This is a genomic window from Sphingobacterium nematocida (assembly GCF_900168125.1).
Classification (GTDB): domain Bacteria; phylum Bacteroidota; class Bacteroidia; order Sphingobacteriales; family Sphingobacteriaceae; genus Sphingobacterium; species Sphingobacterium nematocida.
Genome location: NZ_FUZF01000026.1, coordinates 35,608 through 57,177, shown reverse-complemented (window position 1 = coordinate 57,177; position 21,570 = coordinate 35,608). Strand labels below are relative to the sequence as shown.

General features: G+C 38.8%; 21 protein-coding genes, 3 tRNA genes and 1 pseudogene. 13 read left to right on the top strand and 12 right to left on the bottom strand.

Going from position 1 to position 21,570, the window contains the following annotated elements:
• The 7 genes and pseudogenes from B5X76_RS20320 to B5X76_RS20290 all read right to left on the bottom strand — a co-directional run.
• Positions 1-256, bottom strand: a pseudogene (locus tag B5X76_RS20320) (IS256 family transposase); the annotation flags it as partial.
• A gap of 168 nt (positions 257-424) precedes the next feature.
• Positions 425-565 carry a hypothetical protein gene (locus B5X76_RS22095; RefSeq protein ID WP_176141155.1) on the bottom strand — a complete coding sequence of 47 codons (141 nt, stop codon included), beginning with the start codon at positions 563-565 and terminating at the stop codon, positions 425-427.
• 47 nt (positions 566-612) lie between these two features.
• The gene (locus B5X76_RS20315; RefSeq protein ID WP_079645757.1) at positions 613-1,161 is read right to left on the bottom strand and encodes a hypothetical protein; all 549 of its coding nucleotides are present in this window, start codon (positions 1,159-1,161) and stop codon (positions 613-615) included.
• Positions 1,162-1,228: 67 nt separating this feature from the next.
• Entirely contained in the window at positions 1,229-1,834 is a 606-nt protein-coding gene (locus B5X76_RS20310; protein ID WP_079645756.1) for a hypothetical protein, read from the bottom strand.
• A 370-nt stretch (positions 1,835-2,204) separates the two neighbouring features.
• Positions 2,205-2,723 (bottom strand): hypothetical protein, encoded by a 519-nt coding sequence (locus B5X76_RS20305; RefSeq protein WP_079645755.1) that lies wholly within the window; start codon positions 2,721-2,723, stop codon positions 2,205-2,207.
• Between the two features lie 249 nt (positions 2,724-2,972).
• Positions 2,973-3,659 carry a DUF4304 domain-containing protein gene (locus B5X76_RS20300; protein ID WP_079645754.1) on the bottom strand — a complete coding sequence of 229 codons (687 nt, stop codon included), beginning with the start codon at positions 3,657-3,659 and terminating at the stop codon, positions 2,973-2,975.
• Positions 3,660-4,053: 394 nt separating this feature from the next.
• The gene (locus B5X76_RS20290; RefSeq protein WP_079645752.1) at positions 4,054-4,800 is read right to left on the bottom strand and encodes a metallophosphoesterase; all 747 of its coding nucleotides are present in this window, start codon (positions 4,798-4,800) and stop codon (positions 4,054-4,056) included.
• Positions 4,801-5,208: 408 nt separating this feature from the next.
• On the opposite strand from B5X76_RS20290, the gene B5X76_RS20285 reads away from it, so the two are divergent.
• The 8 genes from B5X76_RS20285 to B5X76_RS21855 all read left to right on the top strand — a co-directional run bounded on the left by B5X76_RS20285 (position 5,209) and on the right by B5X76_RS21855 (position 10,502).
• Positions 5,209-5,281: transfer RNA gene (locus B5X76_RS20285), tRNA-Gly, on the top strand.
• A 10-nt stretch (positions 5,282-5,291) separates the two neighbouring features.
• Positions 5,292-5,360, top strand: a tRNA-OTHER gene (locus B5X76_RS22090).
• Between the two features lie 185 nt (positions 5,361-5,545).
• Positions 5,546-5,618 (top strand) — tRNA-Ala (locus B5X76_RS20280).
• A gap of 108 nt (positions 5,619-5,726) precedes the next feature.
• Positions 5,727-7,091: an SDR family NAD(P)-dependent oxidoreductase gene (locus tag B5X76_RS20275; RefSeq protein ID WP_079645751.1), complete on the top strand. Its 1,365-nt coding sequence runs from the start codon at positions 5,727-5,729 to the stop codon at positions 7,089-7,091.
• Positions 7,091-8,668 carry a hypothetical protein gene (locus B5X76_RS20270; protein ID WP_079645750.1) on the top strand — a complete coding sequence of 526 codons (1,578 nt, stop codon included), beginning with the start codon at positions 7,091-7,093 and terminating at the stop codon, positions 8,666-8,668. The genes B5X76_RS20275 and B5X76_RS20270 overlap by 1 nt, the downstream gene beginning before the upstream one ends.
• Positions 8,669-8,726: 58 nt before the next feature.
• Complete coding sequence (locus B5X76_RS20265; RefSeq protein ID WP_079645749.1) at positions 8,727-9,860, top strand: immunity 26/phosphotriesterase HocA family protein; 1,134 nt, start codon at positions 8,727-8,729, stop codon at positions 9,858-9,860.
• Positions 9,861-9,888: 28 nt separating this feature from the next.
• Positions 9,889-10,248 carry a hypothetical protein gene (locus B5X76_RS20260; RefSeq protein WP_079645748.1) on the top strand — a complete coding sequence of 120 codons (360 nt, stop codon included), beginning with the start codon at positions 9,889-9,891 and terminating at the stop codon, positions 10,246-10,248.
• Between the two features lie 74 nt (positions 10,249-10,322).
• The gene (locus B5X76_RS21855; RefSeq protein ID WP_139375430.1) at positions 10,323-10,502 is read left to right on the top strand and encodes a hypothetical protein; all 180 of its coding nucleotides are present in this window, start codon (positions 10,323-10,325) and stop codon (positions 10,500-10,502) included.
• A gap of 42 nt (positions 10,503-10,544) precedes the next feature.
• Here B5X76_RS21855 and B5X76_RS20255 read toward each other — a convergent pair whose 3' ends face one another.
• The 3 genes from B5X76_RS20255 to B5X76_RS20245 all read right to left on the bottom strand — a co-directional run bounded on the left by B5X76_RS20255 (position 10,545) and on the right by B5X76_RS20245 (position 12,223).
• Complete coding sequence (locus tag B5X76_RS20255; protein ID WP_139375429.1) at positions 10,545-11,234, bottom strand: hypothetical protein; 690 nt, start codon at positions 11,232-11,234, stop codon at positions 10,545-10,547.
• Between the two features lie 10 nt (positions 11,235-11,244).
• Complete coding sequence (locus B5X76_RS21850; protein WP_139375428.1) at positions 11,245-11,739, bottom strand: hypothetical protein; 495 nt, start codon at positions 11,737-11,739, stop codon at positions 11,245-11,247.
• A 67-nt stretch (positions 11,740-11,806) separates the two neighbouring features.
• Positions 11,807-12,223: a hypothetical protein gene (locus B5X76_RS20245; protein WP_079645746.1), complete on the bottom strand. Its 417-nt coding sequence runs from the start codon at positions 12,221-12,223 to the stop codon at positions 11,807-11,809.
• A gap of 771 nt (positions 12,224-12,994) precedes the next feature.
• On the opposite strand from B5X76_RS20245, the gene B5X76_RS20235 reads away from it, so the two are divergent.
• Together B5X76_RS20235 and catB are read left to right on the top strand one after the other, a co-directional pair.
• Positions 12,995-13,261 (top strand): DUF4113 domain-containing protein, encoded by a 267-nt coding sequence (locus tag B5X76_RS20235; protein ID WP_139375427.1) that lies wholly within the window; start codon positions 12,995-12,997, stop codon positions 13,259-13,261.
• Between the two features lie 539 nt (positions 13,262-13,800).
• Positions 13,801-14,433, top strand: coding sequence for a type B chloramphenicol O-acetyltransferase (catB, locus tag B5X76_RS20230; RefSeq protein ID WP_079645743.1), 633 nt, complete (start codon positions 13,801-13,803; stop codon positions 14,431-14,433).
• Between the two features lie 248 nt (positions 14,434-14,681).
• Here catB and B5X76_RS20225 read toward each other — a convergent pair whose 3' ends face one another.
• On the bottom strand, positions 14,682-17,129 hold the full coding sequence (locus tag B5X76_RS20225) for an eCIS core domain-containing protein (protein WP_079645742.1): 2,448 nt from the start codon (positions 17,127-17,129) through the stop codon (positions 14,682-14,684).
• A 275-nt stretch (positions 17,130-17,404) separates the two neighbouring features.
• Between B5X76_RS20225 and B5X76_RS20220 the strand changes: the two genes are divergently transcribed.
• The gene (locus B5X76_RS20220) at positions 17,405-17,734 is read left to right on the top strand and encodes a nucleotide pyrophosphohydrolase (protein WP_079645741.1); all 330 of its coding nucleotides are present in this window, start codon (positions 17,405-17,407) and stop codon (positions 17,732-17,734) included.
• On the top strand, positions 17,734-19,908 hold the full coding sequence (locus B5X76_RS20215; RefSeq protein WP_079645740.1) for a DNA/RNA helicase domain-containing protein: 2,175 nt from the start codon (positions 17,734-17,736) through the stop codon (positions 19,906-19,908). Before B5X76_RS20220 ends, B5X76_RS20215 begins: the two co-directional genes overlap by 1 nt.
• A gap of 40 nt (positions 19,909-19,948) precedes the next feature.
• On the opposite strand, the gene B5X76_RS20210 is transcribed toward B5X76_RS20215, so the two are convergent.
• The gene (locus tag B5X76_RS20210) at positions 19,949-20,950 is read right to left on the bottom strand and encodes a hypothetical protein (protein ID WP_079645739.1); all 1,002 of its coding nucleotides are present in this window, start codon (positions 20,948-20,950) and stop codon (positions 19,949-19,951) included.
• A gap of 393 nt (positions 20,951-21,343) precedes the next feature.
• Here B5X76_RS20210 and B5X76_RS22085 point away from each other — a divergent pair.
• Positions 21,344-21,570, top strand: a 227-nt coding sequence (locus B5X76_RS22085) for a hypothetical protein (protein ID WP_176141154.1), incomplete at its 3' end; no start/stop codon positions are given.

The following is a 21,570-nucleotide window of genomic DNA, read 5'->3' as shown; positions in this document are numbered from 1 at the left end:
CAGACTCCAGCTCAAAAGTACCTGTATTAAGTCCCCGAACAGTTTTCTTAGTCTTACCATTCCGACGATTGGAATTACCTAATGCCTTATCTTCCTGAAGATGACTCTCTAGCTCGCCATCCATCATAGACTCTAGTAAATGCTTCATTAAGGGCGCTAGAACGCCGTCGTTCGGAGATAAACTCTTCCCGTTATAAAGACCTTGCATAGCTTCCTCTTTGAAGCGTTCAAAGTCAAATGGGGTCTTGTCTTTCATGACCATGTCGTTTGAATAATTAAATATAAAAAACCTTATTGAATTATTCCGCTGACACAGTTTACGTTACAGTCTCCATTGATGAGGGGGACGAAGACTTTTTAGATATATACGAATTCTCATCTGTAGATCCAGATGAACCGTTCGGTTGTACATCTACGTTTTCTTCTATTGATGACGCATTGAAGTACTGGCACTATCAATATTATCATTTTTAAATATAAAACCATAGATAATTGCATCGTGCCAGCCCATCTGCTCGTAATCCTGTTCCGTCCATGTTTTTTTGTCGAGATTATACATCTTCATTATAAAGGCTTCAATATTGCAAGTCAATGCACCTGAAGTCGCCAGAGTTATGTGGTAGTTTTTTCTTGTCTATTTAGAAACGGTTGTTTTGCCAACTGTTGGGTGTACTCGTGTTGTGTCTTAAACGGCCAGAATTCAAAATCGCCAGTTTTTTTCATTAACTCAAATTCTTCTTTGTGTTTTATATTTAAATCACGATAATGCTGTCCAAGTGTAAATATACTTTTCAAAATGTCTGTAAATGAAAGCCGCATTAGAGGGTTTGTCACGTCAACATATGTCCAGTCGTATTCCAGGTCTGAGTGAAGAAACAGTATAAATCGTGCAATTTCTTTTCTCTGTTCGTCAGAAAGATTATACTTGCCTTTTAGCTTGTGGTTATGCGTGTCATTGTATAATCCCCAGGATAACTCTAAAATTGGTCTTATAACCTGGTCGTCTGTTTTACTTTCTTTTGATCTGTAATACTGTTCTGGCAACCAACCATAAGTCACGTCTTTGGTAATTCTTTCTTCAAAATCGTCATTACTTATTTGTCCTGTCGAAAGATGTCGCAGATGCAAAGCCAATTTTTTTCGTCTGTAGTTGTCTACCATGGGTGCACTGCTTTAAAATGCTGTATTACATCTTATTTAACGATAACTAAATATATAAAAACTTTTTTTAAAAATCCGATAATAACCTACCATCAAAATCTATTTTATAGGTTTTCCCACTGAAGTCAGTAAGGAGAATCCCATCACTTTCCAGTTTAAATTCCTCTTTATTATCTGCGGATACAAAAATGTCTAGACCACCAAACTCCCATTTCTTATTCCCGTCTCTGTCTAGCTTTGTTATCTCAAATTCACCATGTACAATGTAGCCGTCCTGCAGTTTGAAAATCTGAAAACATGTTGCTAGGTCGGCTTGGATTTTCCACTTTAAGGCGAGATCGGGGAGTGTCAGGCAAAATACAGTATCACAGCAGCAAATTACTAGTTGGTCATTATCTACAAGAGATGAGTTTTGATGGATACCCGTGGCGCCTCCCGAACCAATGATGATGCAGCTGTCAATAACCTTGTCCCTTTGATAGATCTTGATACCGTGTTTTGAGGTCGGGTATAGTTCTGCTTCACCACCGAAGTAAACCTTGGAATAACAGAAATCGTTGTCCGTCGAGCCATATTTGTATGTTGGTTCGTCAAGAATCTTGATTGTTAAGTCTTTATACTGATGTTGGTTCATCTGTTGAGTACTACCAATCTTTTCCCTATCCTTCATCATATTTCAATTAACTTCATTCTATACATAATCAAAGGCACTATGGGTATATTTCGATTTGTTATATTGATCAGTGAGCTCCTCAAAGCGTATATTTTTTTTCTACTTCCGAACATGCAAAGCACGCTGTCGACCGATGGGCGTTAGCAAACTTCGTACAAGGAGCTTCGATCTTTAAACATACAAAAAAATGATATATTTATAGATAAATGAAAGTAGTATAAGATATCTTAATGATGATTTTCTTTTTAGATATAGATGGTGTCATGGTTCATGCTAATCTTCATATGAGGGTAGAGCTTGCAGAAAATGGTTTTTATAAATTTAACCAGCTAGCAAAACTTATTGACACCGTTATGCATGTATAGATCGATTATAAGTCTCCTGTTTTTTCAATATGTTTCATGTCAATTAAATGCTTACTGACGAAAGCAAGGTCAGTAAATTTTTCAGCATTAATTGTTTTCTGAATTCTGATTGGCAATTCCTCCAAATAGAATTTTTCCAGTTCTTCTAAATTGTCCAAGTACGCATAACCGTCTTTTGTGTAGTCATCGATCATTTCAATTTCACCTACCTTTTCAATATTGATTTGTTCATCGATATATTTACAGGTGATCATCCTTACGTTGACCGCATACGTTACATCCTCCCAGGAGCCTATTTTCGTTCCGTAAAATCTTTTTAATCTCAATTCATCTAATGTTGGCTTATGCTTTTCATAAAAATCTATTAGCGTGATATCATAGTATTTGTTGAATTTGTTAGATATCAAGGCTGCCATAAATTTATCATTGTTTTGCTTTATCGCAATAATGTCTCCTTTTCTGTATTTTACCAGTTTACCTCTTACTTTATCAGGTGAGGTCTGTTTTATTTTGGTTGGTTTCATATTTTAGCGCCTATACTGTTTAGCTATATTTTTTCTTCTGTTCACCACTCTTCAGATCTTCAGTAATAACCTGACGCCAGTACCACAGTTAACCTTCTCTGGAAGCGCCAATTTCACTACTATAGTTTGTAACCATTTCTAACCTTCAAGAAGGACTAGGATGCTACACTCTCGCTATGAAGATACAACTTAGCTCCAAGTTTTTACGTCCGCCCGTCAGATCCCCACGTCCTTATTGTTGGTGGCATTTTATTCTATTTTTAATTGATTAGTCAAATTGTCTAAAACTTCTCTCGTCAGTTCTTTTTGTTTTTCACTTTTCGTTTCATCGATTAGTTTATTATAATATTTTGAAGCCTTCTCAATTCCTATTTCAGAAAATTCTCTTGCAATTTCTGGTCTGTTTATTTTTAAGTTTATCTCTTTTAACAGCCAAATAAAACTAAACTCATTATAAACATAGTATTTGTCTAGAAGTACCACCCTTTCACCCGTCAAGAAGTCATTAGGTTTTATTTTGTCAAATGGGCTAGGGAAATTATTGAAGTCTTGATAGAATTTTTCTCCAAATGTTTCTAATGCTTCAAATATTTGATTTAAGGAATTGATATTATCATGTTCATTATCCCGGAAAGTCCAGTGATAATCTCCTCCTCCTTTTGGGCTAAGTCTTTGTCTAACCATGCAACTAGCATACGAAACTTTACTTGGGTCATTTTTACCTGCTAAATCAGGAATAAAGTCAAAGTGAATTGCGGTCTCACAACAAACAGAGCCTCCATACCAAGCACCTTGGATACCCAAAATATGTACAATACTATTGTCGGTTGTTCTATAAAAATTAAAGCCACTTCCTTTCCATCCTTTCTCCCTAAGTCGGGGAGCTAAAAATTTTGTTGAAAGCTTTTTGAATTCACTTGCGTTCATTTTATTCATACAGGTTGCTACTTAAGTTGTCAAATTGGATCTCTTTTAGTGAAACTAATATATACAATCTTTCTCCGATCTTTTCTGATTTTTTAGCAAAATACACAAAAGGTTGATTATTGTTCTTTGCGAGAATCTGACTAAATGTCCATATTCCTAATCGTGCTTTCTTTCCATTTTTTAGGCGTTGACATCGAGGTTCTAATAATTTGTAACCTTGGAAGAAAAATCGGAATTTCCGATTTTCCTCTTTACACCATCGTCAACCGACTAGCTCTCTTTGAATGTATTGAGCACAAAGTCAATCCCAGCCTCAATAAGCAGCAAAGCTATGGTAAGCAGATTTTCTCTACATTTTAGTGAACAGCAAACCCAGGTGTTTGTGCGACAGGTACTTTCTCATTTACAGCTCGATTATCAACTCCTTTTCATAGCCGTTATATTTTTCGTCAATATAACCATGAGGGTTGCAGATTATCTTCGTTGCACCGATTTCATACTTAATAGGTGTATGTATGTGACCATGGATCCAATACTCCGGTTGAAAACGGGTTATCATTTCTTCCATATCCGAAGCATAAGCAGCGCTTAAGTAATCGTTCTTAAATTCGGTAGGGATCGACTTCAGACTAGGTGCATGGTGCGTCACCACTATATTTCTAAAAGATGTGGACTCTTCTAAACTATCCTCAAGCCATAACCTCGAAAATTGATGTAGCCTAAAAGTGTCAATACTTCTCATTTTTGAATACGAAGGATCTCTTCGTATCATTCTATAATCGTTCATCTTTCCTTGACACATAATCCCATATTTTACAGGATCTCCAAATAGAGAAAAGTCAGTCCACAACGTCGCTCCATGGAATCTAATACCGTTAAAATCGAATCTATCATTCTCCAAAACAACAATATTGGTGCCTTTCGAAGCATCTTTAATCTTGTTTAACGTCTTTGGGTATGAACCTTTGTAATATTCATGATTGCCCAAAATATAGATTACCGGGATATCTTTAACACTGTTTTTTACCCACTCAATTCCCTTGGTTCCTATATTAGTATCACCCGCAAGAATTAATAGATCCGCCTTGTCAAATTCCAGTTCACTTCTGCCAAATTCTTGATGCAAATCGCTAATTATCTGTATTCTCATAAAAGTAACTGGTATCTATCAATTATCTCTGTTGCGCAAATGAACATTCAATACCTAAACATACTAAAAAATGATATATTTATTGATAGACGAAAGATGTTACCTTTATAATGTTATCTGGCGCAGGGTTAGTACTGGTATGCATTGTTTCGATTTATCTGTTCCTTAGGTTCAAGAGAAAAGATAAATACGATAGCCCTATACTAGATCTCAGTAACTTTAAAGTTCTTTTATCCCTGTTGGCTATTGGACTATTGGGAGTTTTTTTACTTCTTTCCTTGATTTAAAATACAATATGAACGACGACTCACTTTTTCAGATCATAAGAGGAAATAAAAATTCTTTACATCGCGTTCGATTGCAGTATCTTGTCGTCAAAAGTATTTAAGAATATTAATAAGAGTTTCAAAATGAGTAGCTCAACTGGTAGAGCGCTATCTCGCCAAGATAGAGGTTATAGGTTCAAATCCTATTTTGTTTTGATTTAGAGTGTCAGCGGTGGTTAATTGGAAAACGTCTGTTGCCAACGGGAAATGTAGGTTCGAGGCCTACCCGCTACACTCTTCTTATTTTTCAACTAATTATAACGATGTCACACGGGCAGGGGGTTAAAGATTGTTTGATAGGCAAGTCTTTCTTTCGGATGTCGTCTTTAGATCATAAGAGGAAATAAAAATTCTTTATATCACATTTGATTATAGTATCTTGTCGTCAAAAGTATTTAAGAATATTAATAAGAGTTTCAAAATGAGTAGCTCAGATGGTAGAGCACTATCCCTGCACGATAGAGGTCATAGGTTCGAATCCTATTTCGTTTTGATTTAGAGTGTCAGCGGTGGTTAATTGGAAAACGTCTGTTGCCAACGGGAAATGTAGGTTCGAGGCCTACCCGCTACACTCTTCTTATTTTTTAACTAATTATAACCATGTCAGACAATTCACCAAAATTTACATCCGAGGAATGGAAAGCATGTATCAAGGTGTTGGATGCCTTAAAGGATAATCCATTTGACAATCCAGATAATCAGTTGTTTGCTGGTTTGGTGACCAAGGTCTTTAAGAATGCGCGTAAGCTCAACCGTCAAACCAGTCACATCACAAAAAAGTCTGAGGATTTAGAAAATATTAAAGGATCTACAATTTCGCGCAATGCCCTACAAGGGCAAACACATTATTCCGAAGGCGCTTTCGAAGAGCAATCGTATGCCCAATTGAATATTCCGAAAAACTGCTACGTTTGCAATACCAGCTATAGTCAGCAACACTCATTCTACAATCGACTTTGTCCGACCTGTGCCGAATTCAACTATAGCTATCGTTTTATCGATGTCGATCTTACAGGACGTACAGCCATTATTACCGGCGGTAGAGTTAAAGTAGGTTTTTCAACGGCACTCAAACTATTACGCTCTGGAGCCAAACTTATACTTACCAGTCGATTCCCAGCATTAGCATTAGCACAATTTCAGGATGAAGCGGATTACGCAGACTGGAAAGACAGGTTGACGGTGTACGGTCTCGATTTGCGCGATCTTAAAGCTGTAGAACGGTTTGTAGACTACTTCACGCAACACCATGATAGTCTTGATATTCTGATCAACAATGCCGCACAAACTATTAAATACCCCGATAGCTATTATCAACCGATCCTTCAAGCCGAGGAGCAGGCTATCAAGCGTATCGACAAGTCTATCCCACTTCAACTCAACACCACGCTACATAGTTATCAGGTCGAAGAAATAATGTACAGTCCAGAGGAGAGGGCAGAGGTTGCCCTAACACGATTTGGACAACCCATAGACCATAGAGAAAAGACAAGTTGGAATTCATTGTTGGATGAAGTCTCGCTTTATGAACTTTTAGAAGTCAATCTGATCAATCATATTTCACCCTATCTACTGGTCAAAGCGTTCAAACCCCTTATGAAAAATTCTACGTTTAATGATAGGTATATTATCAATGTAACCTCCTCCGAAGGGATCTTTAGCCATAGCTCCAAGACCGTGTTTCATCCGCATACCAATATGACCAAGGCGGCATTGAATATGATGACCCTTACCAGTGGAGAAGAGTTTGCCGAGGATGGAATCTATATGTCGGCCGTAGATGTTGGGTGGATTTCGACCGGGGCGATAGAGTCCCTAAGGCAAAAACAATTTGGCGTAGGCTACATCCCACCTTTAGACTCCGTAGACGGCGCGGCACGGATCCTGCATCCTATTTCCGAGGGCATCCAAGGAGGTCCCTATTATGCTGTGTTGTTAAAAAATTATAAAATACACGCTTGGTAATGGAAAAAATAAATATTCTTGTTTTATTATTTGGTCTACCTATAGCATTGATAATTACTATCATCAATCAAACAATGCGACTTCGGAGAGAAAAAGAAGAAATGCTATCTTTGGAACGCGCCAAAGAGCGGAGGCCTTCGTTTGAAACGAACAGGAGTACAGAGCTAAACAGGGTCAATCAAAAGCCTAAGACAAGACCTAAGGCTAAGCATATCTTTTTAGAAAGACTCGTCACTCTTCCCGTTAAAAGGATAGTCAGTCAGACAAACGAATTTTTAGAGCTGCAAACTACGCGTTATGAAGTTTATAGTTCAGGAGAATATGGGATGGAAGCGATTAATGGCGATCTTATCATACGTGCCGAACGATGTAGTTTTCCCAATCTCACGACCATTACCGGAAGCCTATCAGTAGATGCCAGAGAATGTGGTCTCGAGAAACTAAAGCAGGTCGAGGGGGATGTCAACATACACTATCCGGTACAGTTAGACCAGCTTGATGAAATTCGAGGGAATCTTGCAAGCATAGTTGACCTAGAGCTTAAAAATGAGCCCAATATTGGTGGTCAGATTTTTACTAAAAACTGTGAGGTAATTATTGGAGGTTTCGCAAAGCGAAAGAAGGACAGACGTGTTACAGATCTTATTATCACGGTACGAACCCAACTAGAGGTCGATCAACTGCCTCGAGATGGATTTTTTAATCTTCTTGTCGAATCGCCTGCTATAGTTATACCACATACCCATATTTATGGCAGTGTTTCAGTGCAGAGCGACGATGTACTTTTTCCCTATTTAGAGTACATCGGCAAGGACCTGTCCTATCTGCCCACACACGAAGCCGATGTAAATTTGTCGTTCCCCGTATTAAAGAAGATTAGTGGCAGATTCCAAGTAAAAAAGTGTCCTAAACCTTTCTTGTCCGTCGAAGCTATCGGTGAGATTTTGAACAGTTCCATATACAGATATCCTAACCTAGTTCATCTAGGAAAACACAACTTTTTAGACGACTTTCATACACCCAAGTTGTCCAGTATTAGTACCCTAGTGTGTACTAGAAACTTTGAACGGAGGTATCATGATAGTTTTAATCAGCGCCCATTACTTCCCCATCTTCTTTCCATCCGGAATCTGGTATGTGGCAAAGAGGTTAAAGACCTGAATCGGGTATTGAAGACTATAGTTGGCAAAAAGAAGACTCTACCTATGCCCACCAATATTTATTTTGAGGTGTTACGATTGGACCCCTACACGGTTTTCCTGTCAAATGAAAGAGCAGTGATCAATAACTCTTGGAAGTGGTATCGAAATTTTGACTTCAATTCGGATGTATTTCCGCTTGCGGCGATGGTATCTTTGCTGAAGGCTAAGCACCCAACTTTTGAAGCATTCAAAGAAAACGAACTGCAAGCCAAATGGCCGGCCTACGAAAGTAAAGCCTTTCAGAAAATAATCAGAAGCATGGAACAGCTGTGGCGTGAGGTAGACCCAGTTGATCCTGTATTGACGCAGGACAAAGGCCCGAAAGATTTGCCGCACTTTAAAGCCGTGTATTTAGGCGAATCAGCATCTTTATAATTTAGCACTTGTTCAATCTTTTAACAGAATTACCGCTTTTGAATTTTACCAATTACATATGATATTTGAATTAAAAGAAAGTGACCGCAGATACCTCGGGCTTAATGAAATTGAAGATACCTGGCAACGGAAGGAAATCAACGAAAATTGTATCTATTATGTAGACAACGAATCCTTTATTCGCAAAGTATGCTATATATTTCCAGATCCTGAACATATGGAAGCTCTTGCTTTTTTAGAAAAGGATACATATTATAAACTCGATGATGAGGTAATTTTGACCAATCCAAAGCGTGGAACGAAAAAGAAGCTGTCTGCAAGCAATCTTTTCGATTTAAAAGCAATGAATGTTCGCTTTCTATATCGTGGTAAAGCTGAGATTTTTAATCAAGCGAGTTATATTAAGTATTGTTCATCCCCCAGATTAGAAGACTTTTCGCAATTGCGAACCTGGCTGGATAGTTATATCGATGATACCACTGTTGCAGATCTTGCAGAGATAGCAGAATTTAAAGTACAGACGAAGAAACATTTTGTCCCTAAGGATGGTGATTTTTTTAGCTTTAAAATTGATAGACGGACTTACGGTTTTGGAAGAGTAATATTTAATGCCTTTCAGTATGCTCGAAAGAATAAAGCAACGTGTAAAGATGATTTACCACTTTTTTTTGAACAGTTCTTTGAGGCTCCGGTTATAGTTAAGTTTTACTTGTATGTTAGCGATACACCTTACATCGATACCAATATTTTGAAAAGCAAGAAATCCTTGCCTTCTTTCTCTCTTTCAGAGTATTATTTATGGATTGGTCAGTATCCAATTATTGGCAATGCTCCTTTGGAACCTGACGAGTATGATTTCCCGATAATGGTACACGAACTGAGATATTTTCAATGGGGATGGATTTATAAAACCTCCAATAGAAATCAAAATAGACACTCTTTTATGTTCAGCACTTATACTGGTAGCCCAAATGGTTATGAAAAAGACCTCTTAATATCATGTATACAAGAAGATTCGCTCGATCCATATTGGAGAAGAGAAGCAGAACCTCTTATTATGGATGGACGAAGATATATTGATTTTCGTAATCCCGCTTTTGCTAAAGACAGATTAGAAGTATTCAATGCTTTTGGTATCGATATCAGTAAGTCGTATTGGGAGAATTTAGAGATCTTTAATCAAGACAAATAGCTTTCATCTTAACATTAAAAACAAAGCTATGCTAAATGACATCATAGATAAATACGAAGGATTTTCAGATGCTCTAATCTCTGAGGTTAGTTATTCCTCTCATTCCGGTGCCAGAAGGATAGAGGTTGCAATCAATTGCATGAATACCCATACAGATTATCAATATGAGCAGGTCAAGCTGATATTTATTGATGTATTGTCCTTTCGTTTCATTGAATCAGAAAATCAATCCAGCCTCCTTATAAATCAAGCTTTAATATGCGAACTAAATGGGACGATAGTTTTTGATTTCTTCCCATTAGTTTTTGGAGGGGGAAGGTTGGAAGAGAATGCCAATTCAGATCTAATGATTAAATGTAAGAACGTAAGTTATGAAAGTCTGACATGAACAAACCTGCCCAATACAAAGCGTGAATAGTAGCGTTGCTGCTATCAGCGTCATTTTTACTTTACGCTATAACTATGCCGAATATGTTTAATATGCTGCCATTTGCGATTTACGAATCTGTAAATCCTAGTGGAACATCCGAACATACATTTATTGTTCTATTCGATGTTGTAGTTGCGGCTTTGTTACTATTATCTATCTACAAGTTGTTGTACAACTTCTTTACGAAAGATAGTGGCGAAAGTACGCTCTAAAGAGCTATAAGACAAGTCCGTTACTTACAGAGTTGCCATAAGTTAATCCTTAATATAAACCGCCTTAATCTTTTTAGGAGGGGCGGTAGATAGTAACAGTCTGCTTACCGAGTCCATATTTAGGAGATAGGCCGGCCCAGTACCAGGTTCGGTAACATAGAATATCCCATAGATGTCCCTATCTCTGTTGACAAAGGGATTGTCTGTAAGCTTTACCTTCACCAAATCGGCACCTTGGAGTTTATAAGTGCCATAAGATAGACTGTTTATTTTAGCGTGCTGATACGCGATGTCTTTTCTTTCCAACAATGTCTTTTTCCATTGCACACTGTCATAGTCCATTCGACGGCTCCCATATTTATGAACCTCGTGCCAGCCCGTTATACCCATATTTGATTTTGACAAAATATAGAACAAATCACCTACGATAACTGGCCATTCATTCGTTGATACCTGTCTCAGATAGTATGTCGTGTCTAGATTATGTCTTACTTCTATAGCACTGTACATGACATAATCTGCTAGAAAATCTAAATCTTTAAACATATGACGCATTATCACGCTGCTATCGCTATTGCTCCAATCTATCAACTTACCGCGTTCAAGGTTTAGTATGTCAGATTTCGAAACTTTGACAAAATCTTCCTCCAATAGTTGTGAAGAACATGACTGACAACAAAACACCGTCAAGCCAAATAGTATTAAACCGATAGTGGTAATAAGTCGATTCATCTCTTAATATCTATTGAAATGGTGTTTGACTGAATGAAATACCATTTCGCTCTGCAAGAGTCAATACCTGCGATCCTGTGAGGAGTGGCGCTTGTCGCACCATCTGTTTAAAACCTGTAGACTTAAATGCTATTCTACCGTCCTGTAATTCTATTTGCCACTCATAGAACCATTTGTTTTCTTTCTCCTTGGTCTTAGCCAGCAGATGTATATCTGCTACCTCAAACATATCCGTCATACCTCCACGTCTGTCGATATCTATAGTAAGAGCATAGGTGTTGTCAAACTTCAGTGTGCAGGGTGCGACCCAAAAGGAAAAATTGCCTTTCGGGGGTACAGGTTGTACCCATTTGAAGATATAATCAATATCAAAAAGCAGGTCCGTAGTAGTACTATCTATATTGTCATTCTGAAATATAAAACCATAGATACTCGCATCATGCCAGCCCATCTGTTCATAATCGCATTCCGTCCAAATAGTCTTTTCGAGTTTATAGTCTTCCATAATGCTGGTATATTTTCACCTTACAGCTATTTGTATGTCCCTTTAGCTCTTTTAAAAATATTTTAAATTATTTCACTTCCCACATCTCAAGAGCATACTTCACATTATCATTGTTCAGGTTTTCTAATTTTCTTAACGCTTGGTTGGATTTCTCCGTATTAATCGTTTTTAAAGCATGTACGCATTTTCTTAATGTCGCCTCTAGCTCATCGTCGTACCATCTGAACTGCTCTTGATCTAGTGCAATATTTAATATCGGATCTACAAATCGATCATCCGTTAATCTTTCTAAATAAATTGTATCAACCAGATCTTCATGCCGACTATGCCAAGTTCCTACGAGAGCTTTCTCGATATATTCATAGCAATCATTATCAAAGCTATCAGAACGTCTATAGTCAAGACATTGCATAAGCCGATGCTCATTTTTACTTTCCACAGCCTCTTTTAGATTTTTTTTCATAATATGTCTTCGATTAAACATACTCCGATATCCCTTTATGATAATATCTATCATGCTAAAGTGTTTTTGTCAGCGAATTGATCTTTCATAGCCACAACATCTACAAAAATATTTCCCTTCAGCTTTAATTTCTTCGCCCTTCATCATCTGGTTTGTTATTTGAAATAATACAGCATAATACAAGTTACATGTTTTTACAGCTCGATTATCACTTCATTCTCATCTCTATTGTATTTGTTGTTAGCATAATCATAAGGGGAGAAGAGGGTTACAAAACTACCGGCTTACACGCATGCTAAAATAGTGACCCCATATATAATTATGGAAAATACCACATCTAACCAAATCATTTTTCTGTTATCTTCTGTGTCGTGCCATGTAAAGCGTCTATATGTTATTATTAAATCCCATGGAGTCAAAAGCATGTAAAGTTGTCTGAACAGTTGCAATGTTAGGAGCATAAACAATAACGCTCTCATTGGCGTCAAGCTACTACCTCTAAACATCATAAAGTCTGGGTTGTCTTTTGTGGCTACATAAACAATGTACTGTCCAATTCCCACTATCAGCCAAAGAATGTAAACTTTATAATTTCTAAGTTGTCGGTAATACCCGACCATAAGCAAAAAAGTGGTCATGAAGAAATAAAACATCGTGCCCGTTTTTAATGTCTCCTTGTCGATGAATTGATTGCTGTATGCCTTCCAAAAAAATATACAAATCAAAACATGAATAACTAAAATGAAGATATGCCCAACTTTTAAATGCGAGCTTTTGAAGTCAATATAAAATTTGTCAATTAATTTCTGCATATTCTTACTATTGCCCATGTTGGCTGTAGTTTCTTTAACACCTGTCTTTGCAAGACCAAGATACAAATTGTTTTACTATGTAGAGCTGGACATTCATCTCGGTTCGCAAATCCATATTAACAAACAGTACGGGCACAATACCGTTAGGCTAGGGGCACAGGGCAAGCGTATGTGGCGTATGCAGCAGGAACGGCTGTCACCTCGGTACTGGACCGATATCAGGGATATAATAAATATACAGCTGTAGTAAGCTAGTAACTATACGTTCAGTGATTATTAGCTATTTTCTAATAGTATAAACAACAATAATCAACGAGCCAACGAGATCAATGCAGAAGACTCCGTCAAGAAGAAGGGGTACAAGTTCTGGGCCTATCGCTGCCCTATGTGCCTCAACTACCACCTCACCAAGATGGATCGTTTATTAGCCAAATGGATTAACGATATTGCCTACCGAAATAAGATGCGCGAAGAAGCCTTTGTTCAACGCGAAGCGGCCTATTACAACAAAAGAAATAATATCAAGGAATGAGAGTCCGCTATACAGTCGGAAGGGGGATACGTCATTTTCCTGTTTTGACCGATTCATCCACATACCGATATGACCAGAGCGGGGCTTCTCAATATCAATGATATTAAAACTTTTCTAGATTTGAAGTTTTTGCATAATTCGCTATATTAGCCCCATGAAGAAGTCTGATTAGCATATAGCAAATAATATTTTTTTTCAAAGCAATCAATGAATGCCTTGATACTTTATTTGTTAAATTTTTAAAATAAGCTAAAATGAGTAATTTCTTCGAAAGTCCTTTTAAAGGCAAAATAATACAAGACCACATTACCAATCCCAATATTATTGCTGGTAAATATTCCTATTATTCAGGTTACTATCATGGACACTCCTTTGATGACTGTGCACGTTATTTGATGCCGGATCGAGATGACGTTGACAAGTTATTTATAGGTTCATTCTGTTCTATCGGAACTGGTGTCAGTTTCATTATGGCAGGCAATCAGGGGCATCGACACAACTGGATATCTAGTTTCCCTTTCTTCTATATGTCAGAAGTTGAAATCTTTAAGGATTCAATAAACGGATATCAAGGTGCGGGAGATACCATCGTTGGTAATGATGTTTGGATAGGGGGCGAGGCTATGATTATGCCTGGTGTGCGCATCGGTGATGGCGCTGTTATTGGTAGTCGGGCGTTAGTCACCAAAGATGTTGCCCCTTATACCATTGTCGGCGGCAATCCAGCTAAGGAAATTAAAAAGCGATTCAGTGAAGAACACATCAAAATGCTTTTAGAAATCAAATGGTGGGAGTGGGATGAAATAAAACTCTCAGGTGCTATTTCAATAATTTGCACTGAAAATATAGATCTGCTATATGAGTATTACCAAAAATATATAAAATAGGAAGTTGTATATAAAACATTCTCCGAAAGGAATATAAAATATCAAAATTTATATTCCTTTCATTTATGTCCATTAACAGATACATTCGGTTGATTGAGCTGAACCAACTAATATTTGTAATGTACTTTCTCGAAGTGGTAAATTCATATTGCTTATGTCTGTCAAGTTGTTCATTTAAAGAATGAGCTTTTGAGATGATGTAATACTTTTTCATTTTTTAATCAGTTATAACACCTTTTGTAAACTATTTAGGCAGTATTTTCTACTAAATAATCAGCAATCTTAACGGCCACTTTCTTTTTACCATCTAATATAGATTCAAATGCCGATATCAAGGTAGATTTGGATTCAAAAGGAACTCCTTTTCGGAAAACACCTAATATTTCTAATTGATAAAGATCAGCACCATTATCTTGAGCTATTTCTACGATTGCACTTTCTAAATCTTGAAGTGAGCCGACATAAACATGCCCTTTAATTACTTCCTTGTTAGGATATATCCTTTTGCTCTGTTCTAGTAAATGCTTACGAAGGTGGCTCATTTTTACAATTTGTTCATCATGCTTAAATCGACCGGCATTTTGGAATTCAGTCATTTTTTTTTCAATCACTTTTAATGTACCTGATTGGGATTTCTCAACTTGCTTGCCAAGATCTATAATTTCAGAAGTTAGAAGACTAATTTTCTCAAGATTGGCTTTGTCGGAAACCAATTCAACATATTGTTCTTTTATTTTCATTTGATTGGGAATCATTGCTTGAGGTCTAAATAGATCTTTGAGAATAAATTGCATCAAGGCTTCGCCCTTCAAAGAGCTAAGCTTGTCTCCAAGACTTGGATTCTTGTAGCTAATTCTAGCTACTTCTAGCGCAGCACGCTGAGCTAACCCCGGAATAATGTCTTTCCCGACCAAAATATTATTTAATAAGCGCTCATGTATCTTCAATGGTTTATTATCACCTTTCCCATTCGGGTCTCCATAAACCTGTTTGCTTTTGGAGTCACCTGATACTAGAGCGTCAACCACGGAATATGCCTGTCTTTCATCCAAATTCATAGACTTGTTATTCTGTATCATCTGCGCCTCATTCAAATTCCCGATACCTTGGCTAAAATGTCTTACAGGCTTCTTAAATTCTCGCTTTTTATCAGCTTTCTCGCTACGGGTACGTAACCATGAAGTATGTTTACTGTCATCCTCTTTTGTCATAATTTCAGGATATTCTAATTGAGCAAAGTCGCTCAACATCAGCCAACCTTTTTCAAGCAATCCAGATTCTTTAATTGGAATAGAGATTCTGGCAGGCTCTCCTCCCGAATCACCCTGAGCAAATCTGGTATTACGTAAGGATGCATTTGGTGATTCTATGAAGAAAAAGAGAAAGCCGCTATTGGCTAAACCAATGTCATCAAAAGAACTTGTATTGTGTTTAAAATTGGGGAGGTCTCGTTCGAGTATCATTTTTGATTTCATTTCCTCCCTCAACATCAGTTCTGCACGATTCGAAGTTGTATAGTGATTTACGACAGCATTGGAAAGCACATGGCTTGCCCGTTCTATAAAAGGTGTGAACCATATCTTTTCCGTGTGCTTATTCTTTATAATTTCAGAGTTCATAGACTTGATATTTCGAGCAGATAAATCTTCAAAGTATTTCTTCCCACTTTTTCCAATTTTATGAGTATTGTATGGTAATTCCGGCATGTTCCATAGCATTCCTTCATCAGTCATTTGCTTGTATGGGGCTTCATCGTCTGCTGTATATTCATCAAGCCTGGAGGCTGAGCCAAAAATGGCAGGAGTGTTGTTTAATAGTTTTTTTGTTTCAGTTAATAGTTTTTCTGTTTTTCTAATCAAGGTATTGTAATCTGATAAAAAATTAAAAACACTTAATTTTCCACTCCTTTCTTCCAAAATTTCTTGCATCTCATCAATTACCTGTGCCTTTGCACTTAATCGGGGAACTAGGTCAAAAGCTTTGATCATCGGTTCTATTTGCGCAATAAAACTGGTTCCATTCTCATTGGATTGGCGAGTTTTTATCTTTTCCCAATCTTCAACTAGTGACTTTCTCACTAGTTGGAAAGTGTTTGTTTTGATAGGCTGTAGTTGCTTTAAGGACGGGTTTGCTTGCTCCGTAGCATTCATTGCCATCAATCCCTTCACATCTGCCTCTTGCTCCAAACCCGTATCGTCATTGATATTTACGCCACCTTTCATTTGCATAGTAGGCTTTACCCGTCCTTGCTTTTGTTGTACCACGTGCCAAACCTCATGTGGTAAGTGTTCCTCCTGCCCGGGAGCAATGTGAATATCTGTCCCCTGCGCATACGCATGAGCTTGTAATTGACTAGGTTTATCTGAATTATAATGTACTTTCACATCATCCATGGAATAACCAGATAAATTTTCAATTCCTGATTTTAGATTATCAGGTAAGCCTGTGTTATTTTCCTTCTTTTGGATGGGGTTTTGATGTTGAGTTGGATAATTGTTTGCCATTGTCTGCAATTTAGCAGCTTGTTTTGCTTGAGGACTATTATTCGCCATCTCTTGTAGGTTTCTTTGGACTATAGCCTCATACCTATTATCAACAAACTGAAATGTAGCCTCACCACTTTTCTGCCTTTGGGAAACAGTGTTCACCATTGATTGGCTTTTATTTTCTTGAGCTTTGTTAGAGTAGGTATTCATAGTCGATTGGTTACTGTTATTAAAAATTGCCTATAACAACTGTATTAGCGAAACTAATATACAGACTATTTTACTATGTAGAGCTCGACATTCGTCTCGGTTCGAAAATCCATAACTATAGGCGAATTTCGTTTTTTATCCTTTTTAAAAATTTAATATGTTGATATATTGATGTTTGGTTGTTTTTTATTTATGTATAGCGAAACAATTTCCATTATTCTTCCACACTCCCTTAAAATGTGTAAATTTAGCCATCAAGCTATTTAACACAGATCATGACAGACATTCAAGACCTCATACAGCAGATCCGCGACTTTCGAGATGCCCGAGACTGGCAGCAGTTCCACAATTCCAAGGACCTTGCCGTGGCGCTTAGTATTGAGGCCAGCGAGCTGCTCGAGCTGTTCCTGTGGAAAGGCAATGAAGATGCCAACCCCGACAAGCTGAAAGAAGAGCTTGCCGATGTCCTCATGTACGCCATCCTTTTGGCCGACAAGCACGGACTTGATATCAAACAGATCATCGAGGACAAGATGAAGCGCAACAACGAGAAATACCCCGTAGACAAAGCCAAGGGCACAGCCAAAAAATACAACGAATTATAATGCCGAAACAGTTCCAGATTGTCCCCTATACCTTTGATGCTAGCCTAGAGTACAGCTTACTAGACCAACAGCGCGATTACCTATCTTGGCCTGTAGTCTATTTTTTGCAGAATCAAAAAGAAGCCTATGTAGGAGAGACCACCGATATGGTCACCCGGATGAAGGCGCACCTCAAGACCGAAAAGAAACAAGATCTCAAGTCCGTTTCCCTCATCTTGAGCGACCTCTTCAACAAATCTGCCACCTTAGACATCGAGTCCAATCTGATCCGGTACATTGCAGCCGATGGGCAGTTCAATCTACAGAACGGAAATCTAGGCATCAGCGACCACAAGTTCTACCAACAGAAAGAGGTATACTGGGAGTTATTCCGTGACATCTGGTCCGAGCTGCGCAGCATAGGTATAGCCCGGCATTCGTTAGAACATATCGACAATTCCGATCTGTTCAAATATTCACCCTACAAGAGCCTATCGCGCGAGCAGACCAACGGTCTGAAGACCATACTCCATTGCCTATTGGACGATCAGGCCAAAGTCAGCCTCATCCATGGAGGAGCAGGCACAGGCAAGTCCATATTGGCCATATTCCTGTTCAAGCTATTGAAGACCGATCTAAAAGACTTCAATCATGCCGATCTGGACGAGTCCGATGAAGAATTGTTCGGTCTCGTGGAGGCCGTACGTCATAAATACGGACAGCTCGAGATGGCACTCGTCATACCCATGCAATCCTTCCGCAAGACCATATCCAAAGTCTTTAAGAACATAAAGGGACTATCTCCAAAGATGGTCATAGGCCCAGCCGAGGTGGCAAAGAAAAAATACGATCTTGTTATCGTCGACGAGGGGCATAGATTGCGCCAGTGGAAGAACCTCGCCGCTTACTACGGTACCTTCCGCAAAGTGTCCCAACAACTAGGACTAGACGAGCTCACCTGTTCCGAATTAGATTGGATACAGCTACAGTCCCATAGAGCCATCATTTTCTATGATGAGTTTCAATCTATCAAACCATCCGATGTCGATGCCCAGCGCTTCCTCGATCTACAGTTAGAGAATAGTACCCGAATAGAGCGTCTACGGTCCCAGTTCCGTGTTAGGGGCGGAGCACCCTATATGGATCTTATCCACGGAGTATTCTCCGACAATACAACTGTTCCGGCCAAGCCATTTGACAGTGTCCATTACGATTTCAGGCTCTTTGACGATCTGGAAGAGATGGTAGGAGAGATCAGACACAAAGACGATCGAGTAGGGCTCAGCCGTATGGTAGCAGGCTTTGCTTGGGATTGGATCTCCAAGAATGACCGTTCACTCCAAGATATAGTCATAGGCCAGATCCAACTTCAGTGGAACAGCACAGATGTAGACTGGGTCAATTCATCTAATGCCATTAACGAGGTCGGTTGTATCCATACAACACAAGGATATGACCTTAACTATACCGGGCTTATCATCGGGCCAGAGCTCGATTACGATTTTCAGACCAAGAGCTTCGTCGTATACAAAGACAGATATAAAGACAAGAACGGCAAGAACTCGATCAATGATTCCGCCATACTCAAAAACTATATCCTCAATATTTATCGTACCATCCTGTTCCGGGGTATTCAGGGTACTTATGTGTACGTCTGCAATGACAATCTCAGAGCTTATCTCGCCCAGTTTATCAAGCCACAGCGACAAGACATAATCTCAGAAGATGAGGTGCAGATCAGTCATACACCGACGACAAGCAGCGTACCCTACTACGACCTAGCCATAGCAGCAGGCAGCTTCTCCGATTTACAGCAGAGCGAGTCTGTACAACATGTAGAAGTAGAGGAGCGGTATCAAGATGCTGATCGTTATTTCGCGTGTAGGGTAGTGGGCGAGTCGATGAATAAGATCATACCCAATGGATCCATTTGCCTATTCGAGCGCTATCAGGGCGGCTCCCGCAATGGGCTCATCTGCCTGGTCGAGTCCAGCAGCTTTGCAGACCGCGATTTCGGGGCCAATTATACCATCAAAGAATATACGAGTAAAAAGACCATAACCGACGAAGGCTGGCAACATCAAGAGATTATCCTCTTGCCCAAGTCTAGCGATACGACTTATAGTCCTATTGTACTAAGGGACGAGGAGACTACCGATCTCCAGGTCATCGGGGTATTCAAGACAGTGTTGTAGTCTCTTGTTGCGAGATGGGTATACCTCATTTTCGCATCAACTAGTTTCCGTTATTTTGAAATTCCACACGAACAGAGTCTCCAGCATATTTGGTCAATATGTGTTCCGTAGCCGCTTTCAGCGAGCGAGTTGGGTGCTCGGGGTGGAATCCGCTTGATGTGAAAAACTCCACATCATGATCGATTTTCGAGTACCATACTCTATTTACATGTTTCACCGACAGTGTATCAGGACGCATTATTTTTTTGAAACTGTTAAGCTTTTCGTAGTTCAGCGCAATCTTCTTTGGGCCTAACGGATTAGTTTGTGCAGCACAGTCAACTTCCACGTAGTGATCATCTACCCAGCACATACACTGATTCGGTTTCATATACATCCATCCTATAAAAAGCAACACAATGCCTGCTGTTGTGCTAATCAAATAAAGCCGTTTTTTTGAAAGCCAGTTTACTTTATCAGGTGGGGCAGGGGACATTATACCCAATGGTATAAGACCAGTACCTGTGGTAGCCTCACCCGTGAATCCTCCCTTAATATTGTTAACCTCAAGATCTTCCTCACTTCCATCCCCGTATGCCGACGGTTCACCCTCCTCCGGCGCCTTTCCATTAATTAAATCATCACCTTCAACTAAATCATCACTTTCAACCATATGATCTCGCTTTTCCCTTTCTTCTTTAGGCCTCCACTCTTCCCAGACGAAAGGCCTTGGTTGATAATCAACCAATACAGCTAGGAGCTTTACAAGCAGTTCGTCTGGATTTTTAGTTCTTTCAGTAATGAAGTTTTGCAGTGATTTTAGTTTTCCTATATCTACCTTCCTGATTGCCATTTCAAGGGATTCATACGCCTTAGCGTCATTATAAAACTCCTCCATTATTCGTTTATCATCGTCTGATAAATTACTTCTCAATACCACAAGACTATAGTCTCTCAGATTAGCAGGAGAGGGTTCGCATAATTTACTAGGTAATTCATTTCGCTTTCTCTTCTCGTGATAGAGCGAAAGAACCTCATTTCTAAATAGGTTGAAGTTTGACATGATACAAAATTACACAAATTATCTATCAGAAATTATGGAAAACCATAAGTAATCTCTACCGGAAAAACCGGCAATTCATAAGAAAAATCGGAATTATATCAGAACTATTAGAAATGGCGGAAAGACTTGATATTAAGCTTTTTGGCTGATATACTTTTGCTGAAGAAATCGGACGAGATGTCAATAATAAAAACAACAAAAAGACATCAACCGATTTCAAAAAACGAGAAGAACTCGCGGTAGTCAATAGCCGGTTTGGGAAGCAGCTTTTGCCTCCCGCGATGGACACTCACACTTCCCAAAAAAATCAGAAGGCCTTCTGAAAATTTTTGTAGCAACCCTGTGCATGGTGTGCAGGGCCTACTCAGACTATGACTTTTAATTTTTTGAGAAATGTTTTATTTAGCATTAGCCCTATTGTGTGGTCAAACCGTATCTGACACTGCAAATGTAGATTTTATAGCACAGAAATATCCAATACAAGTGGTTGATCAAGGGCATGCCTCCACGGTTAATACACATACCAATCGACCATCACATTTGCCTATTCCTCCTATTGTATATTGTTCCTTACTCGTTGACCAAGAGCAAGGCACAGGCGGAGATCGCGGTAATACGCC